Genomic DNA, 22,943 nt, shown 5'->3' with positions numbered 1-22,943 from the left:
AACATTTCTCATACCTTCAACTCTAAGGATTTTGTTCTTGACTCAAGACCGATGCTATTTTTCGATCATTAGACAATCTTGGCACTTTATTTTGTCCGCCTAATTTCCCGATAGATTTCATATACTCCTGAAAACCGTTTTTGACCACTTTGGTCACAACTAATTTTCTTAATACATGCCCCACAATCAAATCGTCATAATAAATGTTTTGTTTGCGCATAGCATTGTCTAGAGTTTCTACAAATAGGCTAAAGTCTTCTGGTTCGTTTTCAAACTCTATGAACCACTCATGATAAGGCAATCCTTCTTGTGGTGTGATTTGTGGCGCCACCGTAAATTCGTTTACTCGAATTGATGTTCCTTGCATAGCTTCTTGCAAAGCATATTCGACTTCTTTACCAATGACATGTTCTCCAAAAGCCGAAATATAATGTTTGATTCTTCCAGAAACAATGATACGATATGGCTTTAATGAAGTAAACTGAATCGTATCCCCAATATTATAGCCCCAAAGACCTGCATTGGTCGAAATGATCAAAACATAATTTATACCCAATGCTACTTCGCCAATGGTATATCGTTTAGGATTTTGAGTATAAAATTCATCGGCTTTGATAAATTCATAAAAAATACCCGAGTTTAAAAGCAACAACATTCCTTTTTCTTTTTGAGAATCCTGATAGGCAAAAAAACCTTCGGAAGCAGGAAATAATTCGATACTGTCAACTTTTCTTCCAATTAAATTTTCAAATTTGGCTCGATAAGGTTCATAATTGACACCTCCGTAAATAAATAAATTGAAGTTTTTAAAGATATCACCAACAGGTTTTCTTCCTTTTTGCTGCAATTTTTCAAAATACATTTGTACCCAGGACGGAATTCCCGAAATAACGGTCATGTCCTCGTAAAAAGTTTCTTCGACAATAGCATTTACTTTGGTTTCCCAATCCTCGATACAATTGGTTTTCCACGATGGTAATCGGTTTTTTTGCAAATATCTCGGAACAAAATGAGCTACAATTCCAGACAATCTACCCAATTTTATTCCGTTTTTCTCATCCAGAATAGGGCTTCCTTGCAAGAAAATCATTTTCCCGTTTACAAAATTGGCTTTTTGAGTTTCGTGTATGTAGCTTAAAATAGCGTTGCGTGCTGCTTCTATATGATAAGGCATTGACTCTTTGGTAAGCGGAATATATTTGGCTCCCGAAGTGGTTCCCGAAGTTTTGGCAAAATACAAGGGTTTTCCTTTCCAAAGTACGTTTTCTTCCCCTTTTACAACCTTATCAACATAAGGTTTCAATGCTTCATAATCCCGAATAGGAACATATTTAGTAAAATCGTCGTAAGTTTTGATTTGATTAAAATGATGATCTTTCCCAAATTGAGTTTCTTTGGCGGTTTTAATCAAATCTAAAAATACTGCTTTTTGAGTTTCAATAGGAGTAGTAACCCAGGCTTGTGTCTTTTTATATATTCTTTTTGCAAATAGTTTTGCAGCAACTGATTTTAATGACATTATTTTGGGCTTAATTTTTAAAAAGTTAATACGAATGTTACAAATTTACATAAATCTATGCCGCTAATTTTATTTGTCGAATTCGATTATTATTTTGTTTTCTTTTTAGAAGTTGTATTTTGAGAATTTGATGCCTCTTTTTCTTCCTGTTCGATTTTTGCTCTCAATTCCATTTCATTTTTAGAAGCGGTCAAATCAACTTGTTCAGGAATCTCATCGGGGCTGGAAAGAATGGAGTCTTTATTAAATTTGGCATATTCTAATTCGCCATTCAATACTTTTTGGATCGATTGAATATAGATTTCGTTTTTCTTTAATGCTTTCGAAAGCGAATCGGATTTTAAGGCTAAAATAGTAGCGTCTTTTTTTAGCTGAGAAGATGAGTAACCCGGAATAAATTCACGCAAAGGAGTAAATGCAATCAAAATAGTGGTAAACGAAATGACCAAAATAGCTCCTAAAGTCAAACTCACAAAAACACTCATAATATTCAATTTAAAAGAAAAAATTTCTTCAAAAGTATCTTCATTCAAAATTACCAATCGGTTTTTGATTAATAATCTATTCCAAAACTGTTTCTTATTTGATCGATTTGCAGACATGAGGTTCATTTATTTCACAAATATAATGATTAAAAAAGTGCTGTCAACACTAGTCTTTAAGAACTGTAACAGTTAGAATCTTTGGAATTTTATAAAATATTTAACGCTACCACAAACAAATAAATCGGTCAAAATGAATGCTTATACAGTTATTCTATATACATTTGCACCTTAGATTCTATTACAAATTTGCTAAGGCATTAAATATTCAATCATGGGAAGATTAGGTTTACCAGAAATCCTTGTTATAATTGCAGTTGTTTTATTACTTTTTGGAGGTAAAAAAATTCCAGAATTAATGAAAGGTTTAGGAAGCGGTATCAAAGAATTTAAAAACGCTGCCAAAGACGATCAGCCAGCTGATAAAAAAGAAGAGACTAAAGAATAGTTTTTCTACAGAAAATCTTATACAAAATTCCAAGCATCTTTATTTTTAAAGAAGTTTGGAATTTTTTATATCAAAAAAGGTCTTCGCGTTCATCCGCGAAGACCTTTTTTTTGAGGGGACAAAATATATTAATTTCTATAAGCAACTCCCATATCTTCTATAGAGAAATGATCGGTTAGCAAATGCAACAAATGATCTCTAAGCTGGATATATTCTGGTGTTTTTACAATTTCAATTTTGTTGCGAGGCCTTGGCAAATCTACCTCAACAATTTCACGAATGGTAGATGCAGGACCGTTGTGCAAAACCACAATTCTGTCCGATAAAAAAAGTGCTTCTTCGATATCGTGGGTAATCATTATGATGGTTTTCTCACGGTTGTTCAAGTTCCATAATTTCAACACTTCGAGTTGCATAGACCCTTTGGTCAATGCATCTAATGCCCCAAAAGGTTCATCCATCAACAAAACACCTGGATTGATGGCAAAAGCCCTTGCAATAGCCACTCTTTGTTTCATTCCACCAGAGAGTTGTCCGGGTAATTTATCTTTGTGTTGCAATAAATTCACCATTTTTAGGTTTTGAGCCACGATCATCAGTTTTTCTTCTTTAGAGCAATTCATTACCGAATCTACCGCTTGAAATATATTTTGCTCAACGGTTAACCAAGGCAATAGCGAATAATTTTGAAAAACAATTCCACGATCCGGTCCAGGACCTTTGATGTTTTTATTGTCTAATTCTACTGATCCGCTTGTTGGGGTTAGCATCCCCCCTATTGCATTCAAAATAGTCGATTTTCCGCAACCCGAATGCCCTATTATCGATATAATTTCTCCTTTTTTTATAGATAAATTAATATCTCGTACTGCTGTATATTTCCCTTTTGGAGTTGGGAAAGAAATCTCTAAATTTTTTATTTCTAAATAACTCATTTTTTCAAGTTTTAAAGTTTTTAAGATGCTATGTTTCTAATTTTTTTTGGAGCAGAACATTTGTTGTTTTCAGAAAATGTTCTCCCGCTATCCGCTACAATCTTTTTATTTTTAAAGAAAAAATAAAAAGGATTTCCGCTTCTATCGGGGCTAAAATTCAACATTCTGATTTTTAAAAAATTCTATCCTTTATAAGACACTTTTTTCTCAATCATTGTAAAAAATCCATCAAAAATAATTCCCACAAACCCAATGATAATGATGGCCGAAATTACTTTTTCTAAACTCAGGGCATTCCAACTATCCCATACAAAAAATCCGATTCCTGCACCGCCCGATAGCATTTCGCCAGCTACAATTACCAACCAAGCTACGCTGATACTCAATCGTAAACCCGTTATGATATGAGGTAATGTGTAAGGAAAAACAATTTTAGATAAATAACGCCATTTTGAAAATCCAAAAGCTTTGGCAACGTTTTTATGATCTTGCGGAATAGTTCCTACCCCAAACGAAGTATTGATTAAGGTGGACCATAACGAAGTTATAAACACAATAAAAATGGTTGCAATTCCGGTATCCTTAAAGACTACCAACCCAATTGGAAACCATGCCAATGGCGAAACTGGTTTTAGGAATTGTACTATTGGATAAAATATCTTTTTGAAAAAAGAACTTGCTCCGATTAATATTCCAAAAGGGATGGCCACCAATGAACCTAACACAAATCCTGTTAAAACAGTTTTGATTGATACAAATAATTGCAAACCAATTCCTTTATCATTGGGGCCATAATCATAAAATGGGTCGCTTAGCATTTCTTTCAAAACTGTCCATGTCGCCAATGGTCCTGGTAGAGCCTCTTTGGTATATTGGCTTAACAGGCTCCAAAATCCACAAAAAACGGCTAGTCCGATAGTTGCAAACCCAATAGATTTTGCTTTTTCTACCAAAAAGCGTGTTGCTTTTTTGAGTCTTTTTTTCTTGATTACTCCTCCAAAAGTATTGGAAAGAGAACTACTATTTGGGGCTAATTCTGTTTCGATTGTTACTGTGTTTGAACTTGACATAATTATAGATTTTAAAATTATTTTTTGTTTTTAAGTTCTGAGAGCGCGTGAGGGATAGCAGCAGGCTACCGAAGTAGCGCGTATAGCCCGACCGTGGCTAGTAAAGGGGCTGTATAAAAGTTGCTATTGATAAGCCCCTTTACTAGACAGGGTCACGCCCAAATACTTTTTAATGTTTTACTACTTTTAAATAAGCTGATGGATTGGTTGGGTTGAAAACGGTTTTGTCCATGGTAAGTGAAAACGGTTTCATGTCGTCTGTTGGAATTTTTACCTTCATGCTTTTGGCTACTTCTTCGTATAGATCTTGCATGATTAGCTTATCGGCAATGGCTTTATAATTAGGCTCTTCTTTCAAATATCCGAAACGTACAAACTGTGCCATAGCCCAAATTGCGTGTGATTTACGAGGGTAATTTACGGTTCCGCCTTTGTGAAACAACATATAATTATTGCTGTAAACCTCGGTACCTTGATTGCAACCTAGGTTATAATCTCCCATTAATCTTCCTTCGATAACATCGGCTGGTGCGTTTACATAAGGTGCTTTACCGATGATGGTTGCGGCTTTTTTGCGATTGGCTGGATTGTCAAGCCAGATACAGGCTTCCATAACGGCTTTCATTACTTTTTTAAGATCTTCACGACGTTTTGCACTAAAGTCTTTGTTGACAACCAATGCTTTTTCTGGGTGGTCTTTCCAGATGTCTTGCGAAGCGATTTGTGTAAAACCAATACCTTGTTTTACGGCTACTCCACCCCAAGGTTCGCCTACGCAAAATCCGTCCATATTACCCACTTTCATATTAGCTACCATTTGTGGTGGTGGAATGGTAATAATTTTTACGGCTTTTTGATTAAGTCCTGCCAATGACATCCAGTTTCGTAACCATAAATCATGTGTTCCTCCTGGAAAAGTCATAGCAAAGGTTACTTCTTTTTCGGCTTTTAATTTGGCCGCAACAATAGGAGCTACTTTATTCATTTGTTTGAAAGCTACTTTTCCGCAAAAATCATTAGATAAGGAAATCGCTTGTCCGTTTACGTTAAGCATCATAGCAATTTTCATTTCAGATCCTGCTTTTCCGCCAACTCCTGTGTAAACCGAAAATGGCATACTGTACAAACAGTGGGCACCGTCTAGCTCTCCTGTCAAGATTTTGTCACGTACATTTGCCCAAGAGGTTTCTTTGGTAACTACTACCTCAACACCATATTTTTTGAATAGCCCTAGTTCTTTGGCCATAACAATTGGAGAACAATCGGTTAGTGGAATAAACCCTAGTTTAACTGGTTCGGCAGCGATTGGGGGATTTGGATTGGTTTTGAAAGAAGAGAACAAAACCACACATACTGCAAGTGCTAAATAGCTTAAAAGTGTATTTGGATATTTTTTAGTCTGTATCATTTTTATCGTTTTAAGAGGGTTCGTCAATTATTTTTTGTTTAAGAAATTAGGTTTAATGTTTACCATCACGTATGCCCATTGAGGAGATAGATTAGCATTGGCAACATTTTTTACTTGAGCCGAAGCCATTGAATTGGTAGCTTTCATGAAAGAATAACCTCCTTCGATATTGATCATTTTGGTTAAGTTATAGGATACTTTTAGATCCAGTTCGGTTCCTAAATAACTGGTTTGTTCTCCTCCAGCTCCGTTGGATAAAGTATTGGCAGATTGAAATCCGTGCAAATCAGCAAAAAGCGTTAGATTGTCTTTTAGGTTATACTTGGCTTTCATAAAGTAGTTTAACAAACCTTGTGCGCCAAATCCACTTGAAGCGTAGAAATAATCCATGTATCCCCAAAATTTGTGTGGCGTACCGTATAAAGGATCAAATTGATTGCTGGTAGAGGTTGCTGTAACTGCTTTTGTCCCATCGGTTCCCGATAAATAGTCAACACCAGGACCTATAAATAATTTTCTGCCTAATTGCAAAGTTGATGTAATAGAGGCCAGGGTACTATTTAAGCTACGACCGTTTTTATCATGCCCGAATTGGTAGTAAAAACTTCCTTCGAATTTTAATTTACGAGTTGCATTTACGTTATAGTAAAATCCAGTAGTATTTCGAGTCCAAATTCCTTGTTCGTTTACTTTGGTTGTTACTGGCGGCGTTCCTTCGGTAACATTGGTGTATTGGTTAAAATTATCACTAAAGAACAAATAGGAAACATCACCAAAGAAAAATTTCTTAGCTACATATAAATACTCCATCGATTTGTAATTGGTTCCTATACCATTGGTTCCAGCTGTATAACCAGCCGTTGTAGCAGGAACACCATTATAAATTGTTCCAGCTAATAATTCTTTGTTTTGATTGAATGCCGCACCAAAATCGGCTGTCCATCCTTTGTGGGCAAATTTCAAAACAACAGCATCATGGTAACGTGCTTGTTGCAACCAATCTAGTCCGCCTAAAACCTTTTGGTCATCATAAGAAATCTCTTGGCGTCCCGCTTTTAAAGATAAATTTTGAATGGCACTGGTGGTATCTACCAACATGATTTCGCCCCAAGCCTCATGCAATTGCACCCCGTTGTTTTCGGCTGTAGTATTTTTGTTAATTGTAGAAGCGTCTTGTCCCCAAACTCGAACATCTTGCACAGCTACAAAAAATTTGTATCGATATCCTGAATACCCAACATTTAATCTTGTTCTTTGAGATGTAAAAGCAGCTGTCTTGGCATCTTTGGCTTGTAAAGTGCTATAACCATCTCTGAATTCTGTTCTGGGTCTAAATTGTCCTGAAGCCGTTAACTGTGCTTTGGCAGAAGAATAACCTAATAAACTAAAGGCTAATCCCAAAACAATAGACTTTGAATTCTGTATTGCTTTTTCTTTATTTACTTTTTTAATTCTGTTTGTATTATTTCGCATGGTTATTTGTTTTAATTAGTATGAAGCAAATATATATACGTATTTATACTTACGTATTTACTTTTAACAGCCTAAAACAAGTTTTTAACGCAGAAAAACAGAGTAAAATATCAAATAATTAATTGCGTTTTCGCAAGGAATTAAAATAAAACCCTATGTTTACTGAACAAAACAGATACTTAGTTTTCTAAATAAACTACTTATCTTTTAATTCTCTATTGAAAAAAAATAGATTAATTGTAATTCATTTCCATAAAAAAAGCCCCTAAAGGGCTAATTGGTATTCTAAATATTATATATACTACTTAGATGTACTTGTGTTCTAAAATCTCATTTTTCATTTTATTGATTTGCTGAAGTCCAATTTTTTTCCCAACAGTTTTAATCATAGCATCTCTTTTCAAACTCGAAATCACTCGAGTAACTTGTTCCTCTGTAGTTCCAGCGAAGTCGGCAATTTCTTTTCGGGACAAATCCAAATTAATAAGTTCGTTGGTTTGCCCAAACTTTCGGTGAATGTATAATAAGGTATCGATGATTCTTTCTCTTACATTCATTTGTGCAATTTTACGGATGTTGTTCTCACTTTTATTTAATTCTTCTGCGTAAAAAAGCATCATATCAAAAGTAAATTCTGGAACAGTTTGAAGAATTTCTAACATCACATCATTACCATAATTGCATAAAATGGTGTCCTCTAAGGCATAAGCACCTATCAAATATCTTTTGGTTGTACCAAATCCTCTAAACCCAACTGTATCTCCATTTGTCGTCAATCTTACAATCTGTTCACGACCGTTAATACCTGTCTTTACAGTTTTAACTTTACCTTTATAAACAAAATAAAGTCCTTGAATTGGTGCTCCTTCAATAATAAATTGCTGTCCCTTTTTACAAGTAAAGCTGTGTTTCTTCTCTATAAATTTTTGCATACTTGGCAAATGAAGATGTTTTTTGATGAAACAATTTTCATTAAGACAACTACTGCAAATAGCTTGATTTTCTTTCATTTGTAACTACGTATTTTCTTCACATCAGAAATTTCTACTACATTTTATTCCTTAAAAAATCCGAATCAAATAACCAAATTCAAAACAAACTCTTCATTAACTACCTATTTTTTAAGTAAATATATAGGTTTTTTGCAATAAAAATAGTTTTGTAAAATGTCTAAAACCACAAATCAGTTCAAAAAAAAAGCGTTTTTTTAAGTATTTTTTAGAAATGAATCCAAAAAATGAACTCCAAATACTGCTTTAAATACTTAGATATAGTTTTATTTAGATATTCGTAATTTTTTTAATTTTAAGTAAAAATACGTAGTTTTTATGTTTTGTAACTTTATATTTACAAAATATAAATTGCTTTTCTAAAATACCTATACAATTTATAAAATGGCTTCTATTTTAATTCAGGATTCAAAAAAATAATTTTTTAATAAAACAATAGTTAAATATTTATGAATAAAATCTTACTTTTACTATTCCAAATCGTTATAAATGAAAAAAATACTACTATTGCTAACTTTGTGTTCTGCTGCATTTATAAATGCGCAAACAAAACCTTTTCCAGCCAATACAACATATGCAAATGGTTTGCTGCCTAATACCAAAAACAGTCAAGATGTAACGGAAAGTTACAATACATGGAAAACTAATTTTGTCGAAACTTGTTCCAATAATCGATACCGAATCAAATTTGACACACCTTCACATACAGTTTCGGAGGGAATTGGTTATGGTATGCTGCTATCGGTCTATATGGCTGATCAAACATTGTTTGATGGACTTTGGCTTTACTATAAAGACCATATAAATGCCAATGGGGTGATGAATTGGAAAATTAATGGTTGCTCTGAAATTATTGGTTTCAATGGCGCCACCGATGCCGAACTGGATGTTGCTTTTGCCTTAATTGTAGCTGATTATCAATGGGAAAGTACCGGTGCTATCCATTATAAAAATGAAGCCAAAAACTTAATCTCGATTATCAAAAACCACGAAGTCGAAACCGATACTTTTGTCCTAAAACCTGGAGATGCCTTTGGCGGATCATCAATTACAAATCCTTCATATTTTGCCCCAGCTTATTTTAGAGCTTTTGGAGAATTTACCAATGATACTACGTTTTGGAATCAAGTTGCTGCAAAAACCTATACGATTATCAACAATAATCTAACGGTAAATAATGCTGTGGGCGGACTGGTTTCGGACTGGTGTGAGGCTTCTGGAAATTACTCTAGTGCAGCAAGTGGCTATGCCAATCAGGGTAAAGCTTATACCTATGATGCTGCCAGAACTCCTTGGCGAATTGCCCTTGATTATGTATGGTATGGCACAGCTGATGCGAAAAATTACTCCAAAAAATCATCCGATTTTGTAAGGGTAACTCTGGGGGGCACTGCTAATATCAAAGATGGCTATAACCAAGACGGAACCTTGAAAGGACAATGGCATAATGCCACATTCGTTGGAGCTTTTGCTTGCGCAGCAATGGCTGGTGATAACCAAACCCATTTAGATGCTTCTTACACTGATTTAAAAAACCTCAACGAACCCAACAGCTATTTTAATCACACCTTAAAAACACTGTATTTATTGGCTCTAACAGGTAATTTTTACTTACCTCCTACTGTAACTTTGGCAAAAGATTCTTTTGAAATTGAGCAATCATTAGTAAAAATTTATCCAAATCCTACTGCTGATTATTTCACAATAAATGCACCTCCAACATCAATAATTTCGATTTATACCTTATCAGGAAGTCTAATAAAACAGCAAAAAACTGCCTCCGAAACTACTGAAATCAATCTTTCAAAATATTCTTCTGGAGTATATTTCATTCAGATAGATACTGAGGAATTTAAGACTATTACGAGAAAAGTGATTTTGGAATAAGTCAATTTCTATTATATAAATTCCTAATAAAACCATCTTAAAATATTTTTAGCACATTTAAATAAATAATTAGCAATTGTGATTAAAAATACTACTTTAGTAAAAAAAAGTAATTGCTGAATGATTCAAAACGCCTATTCCCCAGGTTTACATAAATTAGTTACCCTTGAAGTTCAAAATATTGAAAAACTCATCTCTAGTGAGAACTTTATTGACTTTTCAAATGAGTTAATTTCAAAATTTGGTTTGGAAAAAGTAGGCATAAGTCAGCATGATTTTGATAATAATAGCTTTACCATTGCTATTTGTTTAAAAGAATCCCATATCTGTATCCATACTTGGCCCGAATTTCAACAATTAACTTTGGATGTTTACCTGTGTAATTATCTCCAAGACAATACCGATAAAGTAAAAGCGATTACCAACGCATACATTAGCTATTTTGAAGCAACAATTCTAAAAGATTTCGAAATTAACCGATAGTATATGACCGTCCCTTGTTTTAATTGTAATACAACAACCACACTTGAAGTTAATTTTGAAGTGGAAACCTTTGCCTGTCCAAACTGCAATTATATTTATAAAAATACTCGTGATGTTGGGCTCAAATTTTACAACAAACTAAAGCAATATCATTCTTTTGTTAATAAATTTGATGTTGGAAAATCCGCTACTTTTGATGATAAAGAATACACTGTAACTGGAATTCTTATCAAAGAAAACAGAGGATTTGAATGGACGGAATATATTTTAGAAGGAAAACAAAACGACTATTTGTATTTATCCGAAGCCGCTGGACATTGGATTATTTTAACCGAAATTGAATTTGATAAAAAAGTAGGCAATCATCCTTTAACTATTGAGCATGAAGATATAACTTATGATCGATTCGATTATTATTATCCAACATTAGTGACTGCAAAAGGTTTTTTTGATTTTGACATTTACAATAAAATTGAACTTATTGAATATATCAACCCTCCTTTAATGCTTTCTTTTGAAAAATTTAGTCACGAGCAAACCGCTTTTTTAGGAAAACACATTTCCAAGAATGATATCAAAAAAGCCTTTGGAACCTCTAACCTGCCATCCAAAAAAGGAATCGGGCAAGTACAGCCTTTTATATTCAATATTCGGAATTTAGCATTGACATTCTGTTTTGTTGCGGTATTAATTTTGATTACTAATTGGTACTTGAACAAAGACAGAGTTCAACAAAATGTTCTGAATACCGAAATTGCTTTTGACCAATTTACGACTAAAGATTATGTAACTCCTTCTTTTAATTTAAAAGGAAGTTCTGCTCCTCTGTCAATAAGGGTTAATACAAATGTTGATAATTCTTGGGCTAATGTGCAAGTTGCCTTGATAAATGAAACGACAGGCGAGGAAATTTACGCCAACAAAGACATCGAATACTATCACGGTTACACGGATGGCGAAAACTGGACAGAAGGTGGTCCAACCGAAGAGTTTAATATATGTGGTGTGGCTGCTGGTAAATACCATTTGGCCATCACGCCTATGAAAGCCATTGAAGATTTACTAAATCAATCGGTTCAAATTCAAGCTACATGGTCAGAACCTTCCACAAGAAATGTTTGGCTGGTCTTTATATTTATGGCTGTATTTGTCCTTGGAATGTTTTATCTAGAGAAAAATTTTGAAGAAAGAAGATGGGCTGAATAACAATTAATTATATGGAAAAAATTATACCTTTTATAAAAACAAATTATCTCGCTATACTGATAGGACTTTTTTTCTATGGCCTTTTTGTTTATTACAATACGTCGGGAAACCAAATCTGTGATTGCGAATCGACCGAAAATTATAAACCTACTTCAAATGGCAGAAGTGTAAACCATTTTTATCACAAATAATTAAAACCAAAATACTATGGAATTTATAACTATGAGACCCATTTTAGCTTCAATTGTGTTTTCAATAATTGGAATTGCTATTCTTTTGATAACTTATTTTATCATCGAAAAATTGACTCCCGAAAATACTTGGCAACAAATTTCAAAAAACAACAATGTGGCTTTAGCAATTGTTTTTGGAGCCTTCATCATTGGAATATCGATGATTATTAGTGCCGCAATTCATGGGTAAAAATTTTTTAAAATTTGAATACCTACTGCTTTTTGCCGTATTTACAATTGCTACCTGTGGCTTAGTTTACGAACTCGTTGCAGGAACATTGGCAAGTTATTTATTGGGCGATTCGGTAAAACAATTCTCTTTCATCATTGGTGTTTATTTGTTTTCGATGGGAATTGGCTCTTATTTTTCAAAATTTCTGACCAAAAACATGCTCAATACGTTTGTTGAAATTGAAATTTTGGTTGGATTAATTGGCGGATTAAGTTCGGTTATTCTATTTCTACTGTTCGAAAGCGTATATTCTTTTCAATTTATATTATACTTCCTCGTTTTTGTAACGGGTTGTCTGGTGGGATTGGAAATTCCGCTCTTGATGAATATCCTCAAAGATAAAGTCGAATTTAGAGATTTAGTTTCCAACGTTTTTACTTTTGATTACATCGGAGCCTTATTAGCCTCCATCCTATTTCCACTTATTTTAGTGCCAAAATTGGGCATTATGGGCACTTCATTATTCTTCGGAATGATTAATGTTTCCATCGCCATTGCTTTGTGCTATTTGCTCAAAAAAGAATTAAAAAAAGTACACTTTTTAAAAACCAAAGCGATCGCCTCATTTTTAATATTGCTTGCCACTTTTATTTTTTCTGATAGAATTTTGTCTTTTTCCGAAGGAAAACTGTACGGCGAGAATATCATTTATACCAACACTACTCCGTATCAAAGAATCGTTTTAACCCATAATAAAAGCGATTATCGCCTGTACCTCAACAACAATTTACAGTTCAGTTCGGCCGATGAATACCGCTATCACGAAGCCTTGGTACATCCTGCTCTTTCTATGGCAAAAAAAGTTTCCAATGTTTTAGTTTTGGGTGGAGGAGATGGATTGGCCGTTAGAGAAATATTGAAATACCCAGCCGTTAAAAAAATAACTCTAGTCGATTTGGACGAAGGCATGACCAAGATGTTCAAAACCAATTCCATCTTGACTGGTTTTAATAAAAATTCGCTCAACAATCCAAAAGTTACTGTTTACAACAAAGACGCTTACATTTGGGCAAAAAACTGTACCGAAAAATTTGATGTAGTGATTATCGATTTTCCGGATCCATCCAATTACAGTTTGGGAAAATTGTATTCGCTTAACTTTTATGCTACCGTTCAAAAACTAATGAATCCAGATGCTGTGGCGGTTATTCAGACTACTTCGCCATATTTTGCGCCAAAATCGTTTTGGTGCATTAATAAAACCGTTGCACAGGTTTTTCCGCAGGTGGATGCATATCATGCGTATGTGCCATCGTTTGGCGAATGGGGTTATACCATTGCCATTAATGGTTTTGGAACTACTTTTAATACTGTAAACCGAAAAGTAAATGGCCTGCGTTTTTACAATTATAGGTTCGATACTTTCAATTATTTTTCTCAGGATATGATTTCAAAAGATATTGAAATCAATCGATTAGATAATCAAATTTTAGTACGCTATTTCGATGAAGAATGGGGAAAATTACAATAATTCAAGAAGAAACTTCTTCAAAATAATTGCCACATCTTTACTCGTGATTCCTTTTTTGGATGCTTGTAAAGAAAAAGCAATTACCCTTTTAATCCGATTATCAGGAACAAATCACATTTTAGGTCATAGGCTTCGTGTTCAAAATTTTCCTAAACCAACACGGGACATTTCTATTCCGTACTTAATTGTTGGTGGCGGAATTACAGGATTAAGTGCTGCCAGACAATTAACCAAAAGAGGAATTACCGATTTTTTGATGGTCGAATTAGAAGATCATTTGGGCGGCAACTCCTCCAACGGAGAAAATCAATATTCTAAATATCCTTTAGGCGCTCATTATTTGCCTTTGCCAAATATGGAAGACAAAGCTTTATTGCAATTTTTAGAAGAAGAAAAAATCATATTGGGTTACGACTCCAACGGTTTTCCGAAGTTTGATGAAACCCAACTCACTTTTGCTCCCGATGAACGCCTGTTTTACAAAAATAATTGGCAGGAAGGTGTGGTTCCAAAGGAAGGAAATACCCTGTCAGAAGATCAGGAATTGGTCCGCTTTTTAAAATTAATGGATGAATTTCGAACCAAAAAAGATGAACAGGGAAAGTTTTGGTTTATGATTCCGCTTGTAGAATCTTCGCAAAATCAAGAAACTAAACAACTCGATTCTATCACTATGAAGCAATGGTTTGAGCAGAATCATTTTACATCAAAACCCCTTTACAATTATATCGATTATTGTTGCAAAGATGATTTTGGCTTGGGAATTGAGTATGTTTCGGCTTATGCCGGTATTCATTATTTTGCGGGAAGAAAACAAAATGCATCCGAAGACAAACAAGATACAGTCCTCACTTGGCCCGAAGGAAATGCTCGATTGGCACATCATTTACAAAAATATGTAAGCGATAAATCCTTAAAAAATCACTTGGTTTACCAAATTGAAATCAGCAACAATAAAGCTGTCGCTAAGGTTTTTGATAACAAAACAAAAACCTCTATTTCCATAACCGCTGATAAAATTTTACTGGCAACCCCACAGTTTGTAAACCAATATCTTTTAGAAAACAGAAAATATTTAGCTTCCAATTTTCACTATACCCCTTGGTTATTGGCAACTTTGGTGGTTTCGGATTTGGGGGATAATGGTAGTTTTCCATTGTGTTGGGATAATGTAATTTATGGTTCCAAAGGATTGGGTTATGTGTATGATCAACAGCAATCGTTACAGCAAATTCACGATAAAAAAGTAATTACGTATTACTATAGTTTTTCATCAGCCGATTTGAAAAAAACACGTAGAGAACTGTATAAAAAACCTAAAGAATATTGGAAGCAAATGGTTTTTGATGATTTAAAAATAGCGCATCCTGCAATTGAATCAGCAACTGAAAGCATCGAAATTCATCTCTTGGGTCACGGAATGGTTAGCCCTGTTCCTAATTTTATTTTTGGCAAAGCCAAAAAAGAAGCCTCTCAGCCCATTGCTAATAAAATCTATTTTGCCCACAGTGATTTATCAGGAATCTCCGTTTTTGAAGAAGCTTTTCACCAAGGAATTAACGCAGTAAATACCATGATCGATGGAACAGCCTTGGATTCATAAAGCAAAAACCGACAGTATTTTTATTTTAGCACCTTCTTTTTTGGTGGTTGCTGTTGTGTTTTTATTCCAAAGTCAGCTCCAAGAAATTGAAGATAAATATTCATTTTATACTTGGCTTTTTCTGATTGTTTTTATTGATGTAGCCCACGTTTATGCTACTTTATTCAAAACCTATTTTGTAACTGATGAATTTCAGAAAAGGAAAAAGTTGTTGATTGGATTACCAGTTTTATGCTTTCTAATCGGAATTGTGTTATTCTCTTTCGGAAGTGCCGTTTTTTGGTCGGTTTTGGCTTATATCGCCGTTTTTCACTTCATCCGTCAGCAATATGGTTTTATGCGTTTGTACGCTCGAAACGAATCTAAAAAATGGGCTTGGATTGATAATTTGGTGATTTATACAGCTACCATTTATCCAATGTTGTATTGGTTTTTATCGGCTCCCAAAAAATTTAACTGGTTTGTCGAAAATGAATTTTTCCATTTCAAAAATCCGCTTTTAATTACAATTTTAAGCTGGATTTATGGTTTCATTCTCGCTTTTTACATCATCCGAACGATTTATTTAGCTATAAAAAACAATTCTTTCAACATTCCTAAAAATGCCATAATTATAGGAACAATATTGTCCTGGTATTTCGGAATTGTCTATTTCAACAACGATTTAATTTTTACATTACTCAATGTCGTTTCACACGGAATCCCTTATATGGCTTTGATTTATTTAAAAGAAATTGATAAAAAATCACCCGAAGAACTTCATTGGTTACACTATTTTAAGCAATTTAAAGGGCTTTTACTATTCATTGTCATACTATTATTCATCGCCTTTTCCGAAGAGTATCTTTGGGAGATCCTAGTTTGGAATGAACAATTTTCAGGTACAAGCAAAGACTTTTCTAACTGGTATTTTTTAGTGGTACCGCTGTTAACGGTACCACAATTTACTCATTATCTGTTAGATGGCTTTATTTGGAAAAATAATAAATGAATCTATAAAAGTATTATATACATTCAATGCTTTTTATTATTTAACTAATTCTCTTTTTTTACTTTTCTAAATATTGCTTTAATAAAAGCATAATACTGATCTTTTTCTGAAAACACATTAATAAATTCTTCTAAAACTACGTCTTGATTTTTACCTAAAACTAAATCAAGCATGTGTATTATTTTGGACAATTCGATTGTTCTATTTTCTACCAAATCATCTCTGTTTAGACCAAGTTCTTTTATTGTAGTAATAGCTCTATCGTTTTTAGGAAAAATTAAAAAAGTCTTTGTAATCTCATCAAACTCAAACTTTAAAAATTCATCTGGATTTTCATCAATTGGATTAATAAATGGCCCTCTTTCATCCTCTAAAGGAAATTTGTCACCCTTATTTGATTTACCATTACAAATTGAGCATGAAAGCAAAAAATTATTCCATTCAAAACATAAGTTTGGATATTTCGATTTTGGTTTAAAATGCTCTATTTGTCCATAATCTACATGAGTAATATGGCTTTCACAGAAAGCACATTTCTTCTTAAACATCTCTTTTAAAGAAGTTTTTACTTCAATATGATTATAGCGCTTTTCTATATTTTGAAAGGCTTTCTTGTTTTCTGGTGTTTTTGATATGTCGTAAACTTGTTTAGCCTTCAAATAATCAATAGTCCAATTTTCAGCATTTTCATCTAAAACAGGAGGTTTATTTCTTCTAGTTACCTGTATCATTTCAAATATTTTTCAGCAAACTTGGATAATTTTTCGTCTAAATCAGATGTAGTTTTTGGATATGCTTTTTCAATATTTGGAACTAATTCTTCTATTTTTTCTTTGTCCTTTTTAGTAAGTTTTGACTTCCCTTTCAAAATCATATATTCATCCAGCATTTCTTGTGTAGTTTTAGATCTTGGACTTTCAACTTCAAACAAATCCGAAGTCAAAATTTGATCTATTCTCCAACCTTTTACTTGGTCTGGATCATTATCAATAACTACTTTATCTCCCTCTTTTCTACAAACCACAATATTTGCTTTTTTGTCTAAAGCAGCTTGTACAATCAACGGACTGTGTGAAGTAGCAATAAATTGTGCTTTAGGAAAATGCTGTGATAATTTATCAATTACAGTTCGTTGCCATTTAGGATGTAAATGCAAATCGATTTCATCGATCAAAATAATTGCAGGTTCTTCTAATGGATTATTGCTGTTTGAATATTGTTCCATCATTTTAGAAGCAATATCAACAATCAAGGCGGTTAATGTTTGATAACCAAAGCTTAAATCTCTCAAACTAACCCAACCATAAGAAGTTTCTACTTCTAAAATTGGTTTCGAATTATTTTCATTAATAGGCTTCGATTGAATATTTGAAACATCAGGTAAAATATCAATCAAAATTGATTTTACTTTATTAAATTCATTTTCGAATTTTTGTTTTGTAAATCCTTCTGATTTAATAGATGCCCATTCTTTTTGTAAAAACCATTCTTCTGCATTTATTAATTCTATAGAATCATTAAAAAGTGACGTGACTTTTAAATTACCTTCCTTATTAGAAGATAAATTTTCATTCTTACTCATTCTTCTTGATGCACCATAAGAAAGTAAGAAAGGGAAGTTTAAATTTCCACTAGTAATAAAAGAAGAATTATTTTCTCTATTTTCATTTTCCTCTACATAAAAAACTTTAATATCTTCATTCACTTTTAAATTAACACTTGTCTTTTTGGACATTAATATAGAATTAAACGACCAAATCACTGGAGTATAATAATCGGTTTTAATTTCACTGGGCTGCATTCTATCCAAAACTTTAAGTAAAGTTGTTTTTCCAGTACCATTATCTCCCAAAATAATTGTCCAAGGCGAATAATTACCATTTCCATCGGATAAATCTAAAGTCTGTTTGTCTTTAAAACAATTAATTCCTTCTAATTCTAAAGAATAGAAATAAGAATGCTCTTTGCTTTCCTGCTCAACTACTTTTTTCTTTTCCATTTTTTCTTTCCAATTATTAACAAAAATACGAAGATTTTCATTTACAAAACCATCGTCAACTGAATTCTCTTTCTATCTTCATCGACTTCGGTAACTTTTACCTCAACGTGTTGATGCAATTTCACCACTTCGTTTACATCGCTCACAAATCCGGCTTTCAATTGCGAAATATGAACCAATCCACTTTCTTTGATTCCGATATCAACAAAACAGCCAAAATTGGTAATGTTATTGACAATTCCAGGCAGAATCATTCCCGTTTTCAAATCTTTTATTGATTTTACATTGGGGTCAAATTCAAAAACTTTGGCAGATTTTCTTGGATCCAATCCTGGCTTTTCAAGCTCTTTGATGATGTCTTTTAATGTTAATAAACCTATTTCGGGTGTGATATAATTTTCGGCTTTAATCAAAGCTGTTTTTTCTTTATTGGCAATCAAATCAGTCACTTTTAACTTTAAATCTTTAGCCATTTTCTCTACAATCGGATAGGCTTCAGGATGTACCGCCGAATTATCCAACGGATTTTTAGCATTCGAAATTCGGATAAAAGCTACTCCTTGCTGATAGGCTTTTTCGCCCAAACGAGGCACTTTTTTCAACTGTTTTCTATCTTCAAAAGGACCGTTTTCAGAACGATAATTCACAATATTTTCGGCGAGCTTCTCTCCTATTCCACTCACATAACTCAACAAATGTTTACTTGCGGTATTGATGTTTATACCCACCGAGTTTACGCAACGAATTACCGTGGTATCTAATTCCTCTTTCAATTTGGTTTGATCTACATCGTGTTGGTACTGCCCCACTCCTATCGCTTTCGGATCGATTTTCACCAATTCCGCCAACGGATCTGAAAGTCGTCTTCCAATAGAAACCGAACCACGAACGGTAACGTCATAATTGGGGAATTCTTCTCTGGCCGTTTTCGAAGCTGAATATACCGAAGCTCCAGCCTCTGAAACTACAAAAACCTGCACAGGCTTATCGAAAGCAATTTTCTTGATGAAGAATTCCGTTTCTCTTGAAGCGGTTCCGTTTCCGATAGAAATGGCTTCGATATTATACGCATTCACCATCGATTTTATCTTTTTCATCGCCATTGCCGTTTCGTTCTGAGGTGCGTGTGGGTAAATCGTTTCGTTATACAACAAATCGCCTTTTTCGTCTAAACAAACGACTTTACAACCGCTTCGATAACCCGGATCGATAGCCAATATTCGCTTTTCTCCCAAAGGCGGCGCCAGCAACAACTGACTTAAATTATTGGCAAAAACCTGAATCGAATTGGCATCCGCCTTAGCTTTGGCTTCCTGCAGAACCTCATTAGAAATTGCAGGATTCAATAATCGTTTGTAACTATCTTCAATGGCCAATTGTACGTGTGAAGTTGAAGGGCATTGTTCTTTCAAAACCAATTCGTCAATAACATCATAAACCTCATCAATATCAACTTCGACTTTAAACTTAATAAAACCTTCATTTTCGGCACGAAGCATAGCTAATAATCGGTGTGCAGGTGCTTTGGTTAATGGCTCGGACCAATCAAAATACTGATTGAATTTTTGGGCTTCTTCTTCGTCTTTTTTGGTTTTTACAACTTTAGTCGTAATCGTTGCTTTTCGCTGAAAAAGTCTTCGCAATTGTTTACGAACAAAGATATTTTCATTAATCCATTCGGCTATAATATCTCTGGCTCCTTGCAAAGCGGCCTCTTCATTGATGACATTTTCATTAAGATATTTAGTCGAAATAAAATCGACATCATCATTTTTTTGAGCCATGATGATTTTCGCCAAAGGTTCTAACCCATTTTCGCGGGCGACATCGGCTTTGGTTTTTTTCTTCTTTTTAAAAGGCAGATAAAAGTCCTCTAATTCTTGTAAATCGAAACTTTCTTTGATTTTTTTATCCAATTCAGGCGTCAGAACATTTTGCTCTTCTATCGATTTTAAAATGGCTTCTTTTCGTTTTACGATAGTTTCGTATTCCTTTTGCAATTTGGCAATTTGTTCAATAATCATTTCATCTAGATTCCCGGTTTTATCTTTTCGGTAACGGGAAATAAAGGGAATTGTGCAGTCTTCCTGTAATAGTTGAACCGTATTTTGAATATTGATTGCTGCAGTTGAAACAAACTTAGAGATGAATTGTATATTGGTCATTTTTTTATTTTTTGGATAGCTAAAATAATATCTTTGAAACTTATTTTTTAACCAAATGGATATTTTATTCTACTATTTTTTGATTTTGAATGGAATCGCTTTTATGTTAATGGGCTATGACAAACATTTAGCAAAAAACCAAAAACAAAGAATTTCAGAGCGGACTTTGTTAGGATGTGTTTTTTTGGGCGGAACAATTGGTTCTGGATTAGGAATGTTAGTTTTTAGCCATAAAACTGCCAAAACGAATTTTCTATTGAAATATTGGGGAATTGTGGTTATCCAGATTTTGATAGGTTGGTTCTATTTAAATAGGTGAAAAAAGTTAATTGCGTCAGTTGACAGACTGAATTAATGTAAATTCAGTCAATATAACCTAAAAAAAGCCTGGTTTTATTAATAAGTTATATTGATTTTTGCGCGTAGCGCCAGCGATTTTTTTTCTAATCTTGAACAATAAAATCCTTAGAATCTTCTTCTTTCTTGTACTCAGGCTGAATGTTAATATGATTAATGTGGAATTTTTCGAATAAAAGATGTTCTATCTTTGCCAAAAGTAAATTAAACTCGGACATTTTAATATCTTCAGAACAATCCAAATGTGCTTCAAGATGCAATTCATCTTCGTTTAAATACCAAACATGAATGTGATGCAATTTTTTTACTCCAGGTATTTGATGCACTTCATTAATAATCTCATTGATATCCAAATGCTTTGGAGTAAAAAGCATTAATATTTGAGTAGAATCTTTGAGTAAATCATAACCAACAACAATTAAATAAATAGCAATTATTAAAGTCAATAAACTATCTACCCAAAACCATTGAAAATATTTCATCAACAAACCACCTACCAAAACGGCAATCGAAGCCAACATATCGGTAAACAAATGCAAATAGGCCGATTTCATATTCAGGTTTTTATCAGCATCACTTTTTAACATTACTACTGATAAACCATTGGTTACAATTCCTAAAATGGAAAGCCAAATTACCAATCCAAACTTTATAGTTTGTGGATTAAAAAAACGTTCTATTCCTTCATAAACCAAAAATAAAGCCACAATTATTAATGTCAATGCATTAACAAAAGCAGCTATGAGTTCGGCTCTTTTATAACCAAATGTTTGGTTTACTGAAGCTTTTTTTCGAGATAATTTATGGGCTACATAACTAAAAACTAGCGAAAGTACATCAGAGAAATTATGCAAGGCATCTGATAATAAAGCCAAACTTCCCGAAACAATTCCACCAACGATTTGTGCCACGGTAATCACAATATTTAAAACAATCGAAAGCAACAGGTTTTTACCTTTTACATGATTATGATTGTGATTATGATCGTGATGGTTATGCAAAATTTAGTAACAGCTTATTTTATCGACTCTATTTTGATGTCTTCCTCCTTCAAATTCGGTAGTTAAAAAAATATCTACAATTTCTATTGCTTGCTCAATAGAAGTATATCTTGCTGGAATACTTACAATATTCGCATCGTTATGCAAACGAGTTAAATAGGCAATTTCTTTGGTCCAACATAATCCAGCTCTAACTCCTGCATGTTTGTTAACAGTCATGGCAATTCCGTTTCCTGAACCGCATATTACAATTCCAAAATCAGCTTTTTTAGTTTCAACATCATTCGCCACAGGATGTCCGAAATCTGGATAATCTACAGATGCCCCAGTATCTGTTCCATAATTGGTTACTTCGTGTCCTTTTGATTCTAAATACTGAACAATAGCTTTTTTGTAATCTGGTCCTGCGTGGTCGTTTCCGATTGAAATTTTCATTAGTAATTTGATTAAGTTGTATTTGCAAATTTAGCTATTCTATTTTAGATACCCTATAAAAAATCATTTACACTTTAAGTTATCAGAGTATTAAAAATGTAAACTTGTCTAGAATTTGTAAAGTATCTATAACGTATTGATTATAAGAAAATTTAAGGTTTATTAACAATTTTAATGATTTATAAAAGGCTGTTTATCAGTAAACAGAATGTAATTATAATGTTAATTTTTTGATATGTTAATACCAAAACTTAACTAATTGATATTCAGCTAATATTAAGTTAACATAAAATGTTTATAACTTTGAAAAGAATTTTAGAAGTTTTTTTAGTTTATATAGAAAAAATAAGTAATCCAAAACTGATATTTAAAATCCAAATAAAGTTTCAGTAATTTTTAGAAAAGTTATCAATACTTAAAAGTGCTTTTTTAACAAAAAAAAAAAAACGATTTATTTACAATTTTACCTTTTTTA

21 protein-coding genes are annotated in these 22,943 nt (G+C 33.3%); 9 read left to right on the top strand and 12 right to left on the bottom strand.

Annotated elements, in window-relative coordinates; all coding sequences use genetic code 11:
• Positions 1-22 precede the first annotated feature (22 nt).
• Together ABEB18_RS15265 and ABEB18_RS15260 are read right to left on the bottom strand one after the other, a co-directional pair.
• Positions 23-1,519: a GH3 family acyl-acid amido synthetase gene (locus tag ABEB18_RS15265; protein ID WP_348800189.1), complete on the bottom strand. Its 1,497-nt coding sequence runs from the start codon at positions 1,517-1,519 to the stop codon at positions 23-25.
• 89 nt (positions 1,520-1,608) lie between these two features.
• A complete protein-coding gene (locus tag ABEB18_RS15260; protein WP_348800188.1) occupies positions 1,609-2,121 on the bottom strand; it encodes a peptidase in 513 nt (170 codons plus the stop codon).
• Between the two features lie 214 nt (positions 2,122-2,335).
• Here ABEB18_RS15260 and ABEB18_RS15255 point away from each other — a divergent pair, with 214 nt between their 5' ends.
• On the top strand, positions 2,336-2,509 hold the full coding sequence (locus ABEB18_RS15255) for a Sec-independent protein translocase subunit TatA/TatB (protein WP_348800187.1): 174 nt from the start codon (positions 2,336-2,338) through the stop codon (positions 2,507-2,509).
• Between the two features lie 128 nt (positions 2,510-2,637).
• Here the strand turns inward: ABEB18_RS15255 and ABEB18_RS15250 are convergent, their stop codons facing one another.
• From ABEB18_RS15250 to ABEB18_RS15230, 5 genes are all read right to left on the bottom strand, one after another.
• The gene (locus ABEB18_RS15250; protein WP_348800186.1) at positions 2,638-3,444 is read right to left on the bottom strand and encodes an ABC transporter ATP-binding protein; all 807 of its coding nucleotides are present in this window, start codon (positions 3,442-3,444) and stop codon (positions 2,638-2,640) included.
• 182 nt (positions 3,445-3,626) lie between these two features.
• Positions 3,627-4,514 carry a nitrate ABC transporter permease gene (ntrB, locus tag ABEB18_RS15245; protein ID WP_348800185.1) on the bottom strand — a complete coding sequence of 296 codons (888 nt, stop codon included), beginning with the start codon at positions 4,512-4,514 and terminating at the stop codon, positions 3,627-3,629.
• Between the two features lie 169 nt (positions 4,515-4,683).
• Positions 4,684-5,922 carry a CmpA/NrtA family ABC transporter substrate-binding protein gene (locus ABEB18_RS15240; protein ID WP_348800184.1) on the bottom strand — a complete coding sequence of 413 codons (1,239 nt, stop codon included), beginning with the start codon at positions 5,920-5,922 and terminating at the stop codon, positions 4,684-4,686.
• Between the two features lie 27 nt (positions 5,923-5,949).
• Positions 5,950-7,395, bottom strand: a complete 1,446-nt coding sequence (locus ABEB18_RS15235) for an alginate export family protein (protein WP_348800183.1) — start codon at positions 7,393-7,395, stop codon at positions 5,950-5,952.
• 305 nt (positions 7,396-7,700) lie between these two features.
• The gene (locus ABEB18_RS15230) at positions 7,701-8,405 is read right to left on the bottom strand and encodes a Crp/Fnr family transcriptional regulator (protein ID WP_348800182.1); all 705 of its coding nucleotides are present in this window, start codon (positions 8,403-8,405) and stop codon (positions 7,701-7,703) included.
• Positions 8,406-8,894: 489 nt separating this feature from the next.
• Between ABEB18_RS15230 and ABEB18_RS15225 the strand changes: the two genes are divergently transcribed.
• The 7 genes from ABEB18_RS15225 (at position 8,895) to ABEB18_RS15195 (ending at position 16,511) form a co-directional block, all read left to right on the top strand.
• Positions 8,895-10,292 carry a glycosyl hydrolase family 8 gene (locus ABEB18_RS15225; RefSeq protein ID WP_348800181.1) on the top strand — a complete coding sequence of 466 codons (1,398 nt, stop codon included), beginning with the start codon at positions 8,895-8,897 and terminating at the stop codon, positions 10,290-10,292.
• Positions 10,293-10,412: 120 nt separating this feature from the next.
• On the top strand, positions 10,413-10,775 hold the full coding sequence (locus ABEB18_RS15220) for an S-adenosylmethionine decarboxylase family protein (protein ID WP_348800180.1): 363 nt from the start codon (positions 10,413-10,415) through the stop codon (positions 10,773-10,775).
• 3 nt (positions 10,776-10,778) lie between these two features.
• Entirely contained in the window at positions 10,779-11,981 is a 1,203-nt protein-coding gene (locus tag ABEB18_RS15215) for a DUF4178 domain-containing protein (protein ID WP_348800179.1), read from the top strand.
• 207 nt (positions 11,982-12,188) lie between these two features.
• Complete coding sequence (locus tag ABEB18_RS15210) at positions 12,189-12,404, top strand: DUF350 domain-containing protein (RefSeq protein WP_348800178.1); 216 nt, start codon at positions 12,189-12,191, stop codon at positions 12,402-12,404.
• Entirely contained in the window at positions 12,397-13,917 is a 1,521-nt protein-coding gene (locus ABEB18_RS15205; protein WP_348800177.1) for a polyamine aminopropyltransferase, read from the top strand. The genes ABEB18_RS15210 and ABEB18_RS15205 overlap by 8 nt, the downstream gene beginning before the upstream one ends.
• Complete coding sequence (locus ABEB18_RS15200; protein ID WP_348800175.1) at positions 13,892-15,520, top strand: NAD(P)/FAD-dependent oxidoreductase; 1,629 nt, start codon at positions 13,892-13,894, stop codon at positions 15,518-15,520. Before ABEB18_RS15205 ends, ABEB18_RS15200 begins: the two co-directional genes overlap by 26 nt.
• Positions 15,498-16,511, top strand: a complete 1,014-nt coding sequence (locus ABEB18_RS15195) for a hypothetical protein (RefSeq protein WP_348800174.1) — start codon at positions 15,498-15,500, stop codon at positions 16,509-16,511. Before ABEB18_RS15200 ends, ABEB18_RS15195 begins: the two co-directional genes overlap by 23 nt.
• 44 nt (positions 16,512-16,555) lie before the next feature.
• On the opposite strand, the gene ABEB18_RS15190 is transcribed toward ABEB18_RS15195, so the two are convergent.
• The 3 genes from ABEB18_RS15190 to ABEB18_RS15180 are packed head-to-tail and all read right to left on the bottom strand — an operon-like array spanning position 16,556 to position 20,675.
• A complete protein-coding gene (locus tag ABEB18_RS15190; RefSeq protein WP_348800173.1) occupies positions 16,556-17,242 on the bottom strand; it encodes a retron system putative HNH endonuclease in 687 nt (228 codons plus the stop codon).
• On the bottom strand, positions 17,239-18,510 hold the full coding sequence (locus ABEB18_RS15185; protein WP_348800172.1) for an AAA family ATPase: 1,272 nt from the start codon (positions 18,508-18,510) through the stop codon (positions 17,239-17,241). Before ABEB18_RS15185 ends, ABEB18_RS15190 begins: the two co-directional genes overlap by 4 nt.
• Positions 18,511-18,551: 41 nt before the next feature.
• On the bottom strand, positions 18,552-20,675 hold the full coding sequence (locus tag ABEB18_RS15180) for a Tex family protein (protein ID WP_348800171.1): 2,124 nt from the start codon (positions 20,673-20,675) through the stop codon (positions 18,552-18,554).
• 55 nt (positions 20,676-20,730) lie between these two features.
• Here ABEB18_RS15180 and ABEB18_RS15175 point away from each other — a divergent pair, with 55 nt between their 5' ends.
• Positions 20,731-20,994, top strand: a complete 264-nt coding sequence (locus ABEB18_RS15175) for a DUF1294 domain-containing protein (RefSeq protein WP_348800170.1) — start codon at positions 20,731-20,733, stop codon at positions 20,992-20,994.
• Positions 20,995-21,118: 124 nt separating this feature from the next.
• Here ABEB18_RS15175 and ABEB18_RS15170 read toward each other — a convergent pair whose 3' ends face one another.
• A complete protein-coding gene (locus ABEB18_RS15170) occupies positions 21,119-22,036 on the bottom strand; it encodes a cation diffusion facilitator family transporter (RefSeq protein WP_348800245.1) in 918 nt (305 codons plus the stop codon).
• The gene (rpiB, locus tag ABEB18_RS15165; RefSeq protein WP_348800169.1) at positions 22,037-22,468 is read right to left on the bottom strand and encodes a ribose 5-phosphate isomerase B; all 432 of its coding nucleotides are present in this window, start codon (positions 22,466-22,468) and stop codon (positions 22,037-22,039) included.
• Between the last annotated feature and the right edge of the window lie 475 nt (positions 22,469-22,943).

Origin of the sequence: Flavobacterium adhaerens (assembly GCF_040045115.1) — a bacterium.
Classification (GTDB): Bacteria; Bacteroidota; Bacteroidia; order Flavobacteriales; family Flavobacteriaceae; genus Flavobacterium; species Flavobacterium adhaerens.
This window is presented reverse-complemented; position numbering and strand designations above follow the sequence as displayed.

Coding starts and splice junctions, on each gene's coding strand:
- ABEB18_RS15265 (WP_348800189.1), bottom strand. CDS start 1,519: ATGTCATTAAAATCAGTTGCTGCAAAACTATTTGCAAAAAGAATATAT.
- ABEB18_RS15260 (WP_348800188.1), bottom strand. CDS start 2,121: ATGTCTGCAAATCGATCAAATAAGAAACAGTTTTGGAATAGATTATTA.
- ABEB18_RS15255 (WP_348800187.1), top strand. CDS start 2,336: ATGGGAAGATTAGGTTTACCAGAAATCCTTGTTATAATTGCAGTTGTT.
- ABEB18_RS15250 (WP_348800186.1), bottom strand. CDS start 3,444: ATGAGTTATTTAGAAATAAAAAATTTAGAGATTTCTTTCCCAACTCCA.
- ntrB (WP_348800185.1), bottom strand. CDS start 4,514: ATGTCAAGTTCAAACACAGTAACAATCGAAACAGAATTAGCCCCAAAT.
- ABEB18_RS15240 (WP_348800184.1), bottom strand. CDS start 5,922: ATGATACAGACTAAAAAATATCCAAATACACTTTTAAGCTATTTAGCA.
- ABEB18_RS15235 (WP_348800183.1), bottom strand. CDS start 7,395: ATGCGAAATAATACAAACAGAATTAAAAAAGTAAATAAAGAAAAAGCA.
- ABEB18_RS15230 (WP_348800182.1), bottom strand. CDS start 8,405: ATGAAAGAAAATCAAGCTATTTGCAGTAGTTGTCTTAATGAAAATTGT.
- ABEB18_RS15225 (WP_348800181.1), top strand. CDS start 8,895: ATGAAAAAAATACTACTATTGCTAACTTTGTGTTCTGCTGCATTTATA.
- ABEB18_RS15220 (WP_348800180.1), top strand. CDS start 10,413: ATGATTCAAAACGCCTATTCCCCAGGTTTACATAAATTAGTTACCCTT.
- ABEB18_RS15215 (WP_348800179.1), top strand. CDS start 10,779: ATGACCGTCCCTTGTTTTAATTGTAATACAACAACCACACTTGAAGTT.
- ABEB18_RS15210 (WP_348800178.1), top strand. CDS start 12,189: ATGGAATTTATAACTATGAGACCCATTTTAGCTTCAATTGTGTTTTCA.
- ABEB18_RS15205 (WP_348800177.1), top strand. CDS start 12,397: ATGGGTAAAAATTTTTTAAAATTTGAATACCTACTGCTTTTTGCCGTA.
- ABEB18_RS15200 (WP_348800175.1), top strand. CDS start 13,892: ATGAAGAATGGGGAAAATTACAATAATTCAAGAAGAAACTTCTTCAAA.
- ABEB18_RS15195 (WP_348800174.1), top strand. CDS start 15,498: ATGGAACAGCCTTGGATTCATAAAGCAAAAACCGACAGTATTTTTATT.
- ABEB18_RS15190 (WP_348800173.1), bottom strand. CDS start 17,242: ATGATACAGGTAACTAGAAGAAATAAACCTCCTGTTTTAGATGAAAAT.
- ABEB18_RS15185 (WP_348800172.1), bottom strand. CDS start 18,510: ATGGAAAAGAAAAAAGTAGTTGAGCAGGAAAGCAAAGAGCATTCTTAT.
- ABEB18_RS15180 (WP_348800171.1), bottom strand. CDS start 20,675: ATGACCAATATACAATTCATCTCTAAGTTTGTTTCAACTGCAGCAATC.
- ABEB18_RS15175 (WP_348800170.1), top strand. CDS start 20,731: ATGGATATTTTATTCTACTATTTTTTGATTTTGAATGGAATCGCTTTT.
- rpiB (WP_348800169.1), bottom strand. CDS start 22,468: ATGAAAATTTCAATCGGAAACGACCACGCAGGACCAGATTACAAAAAA.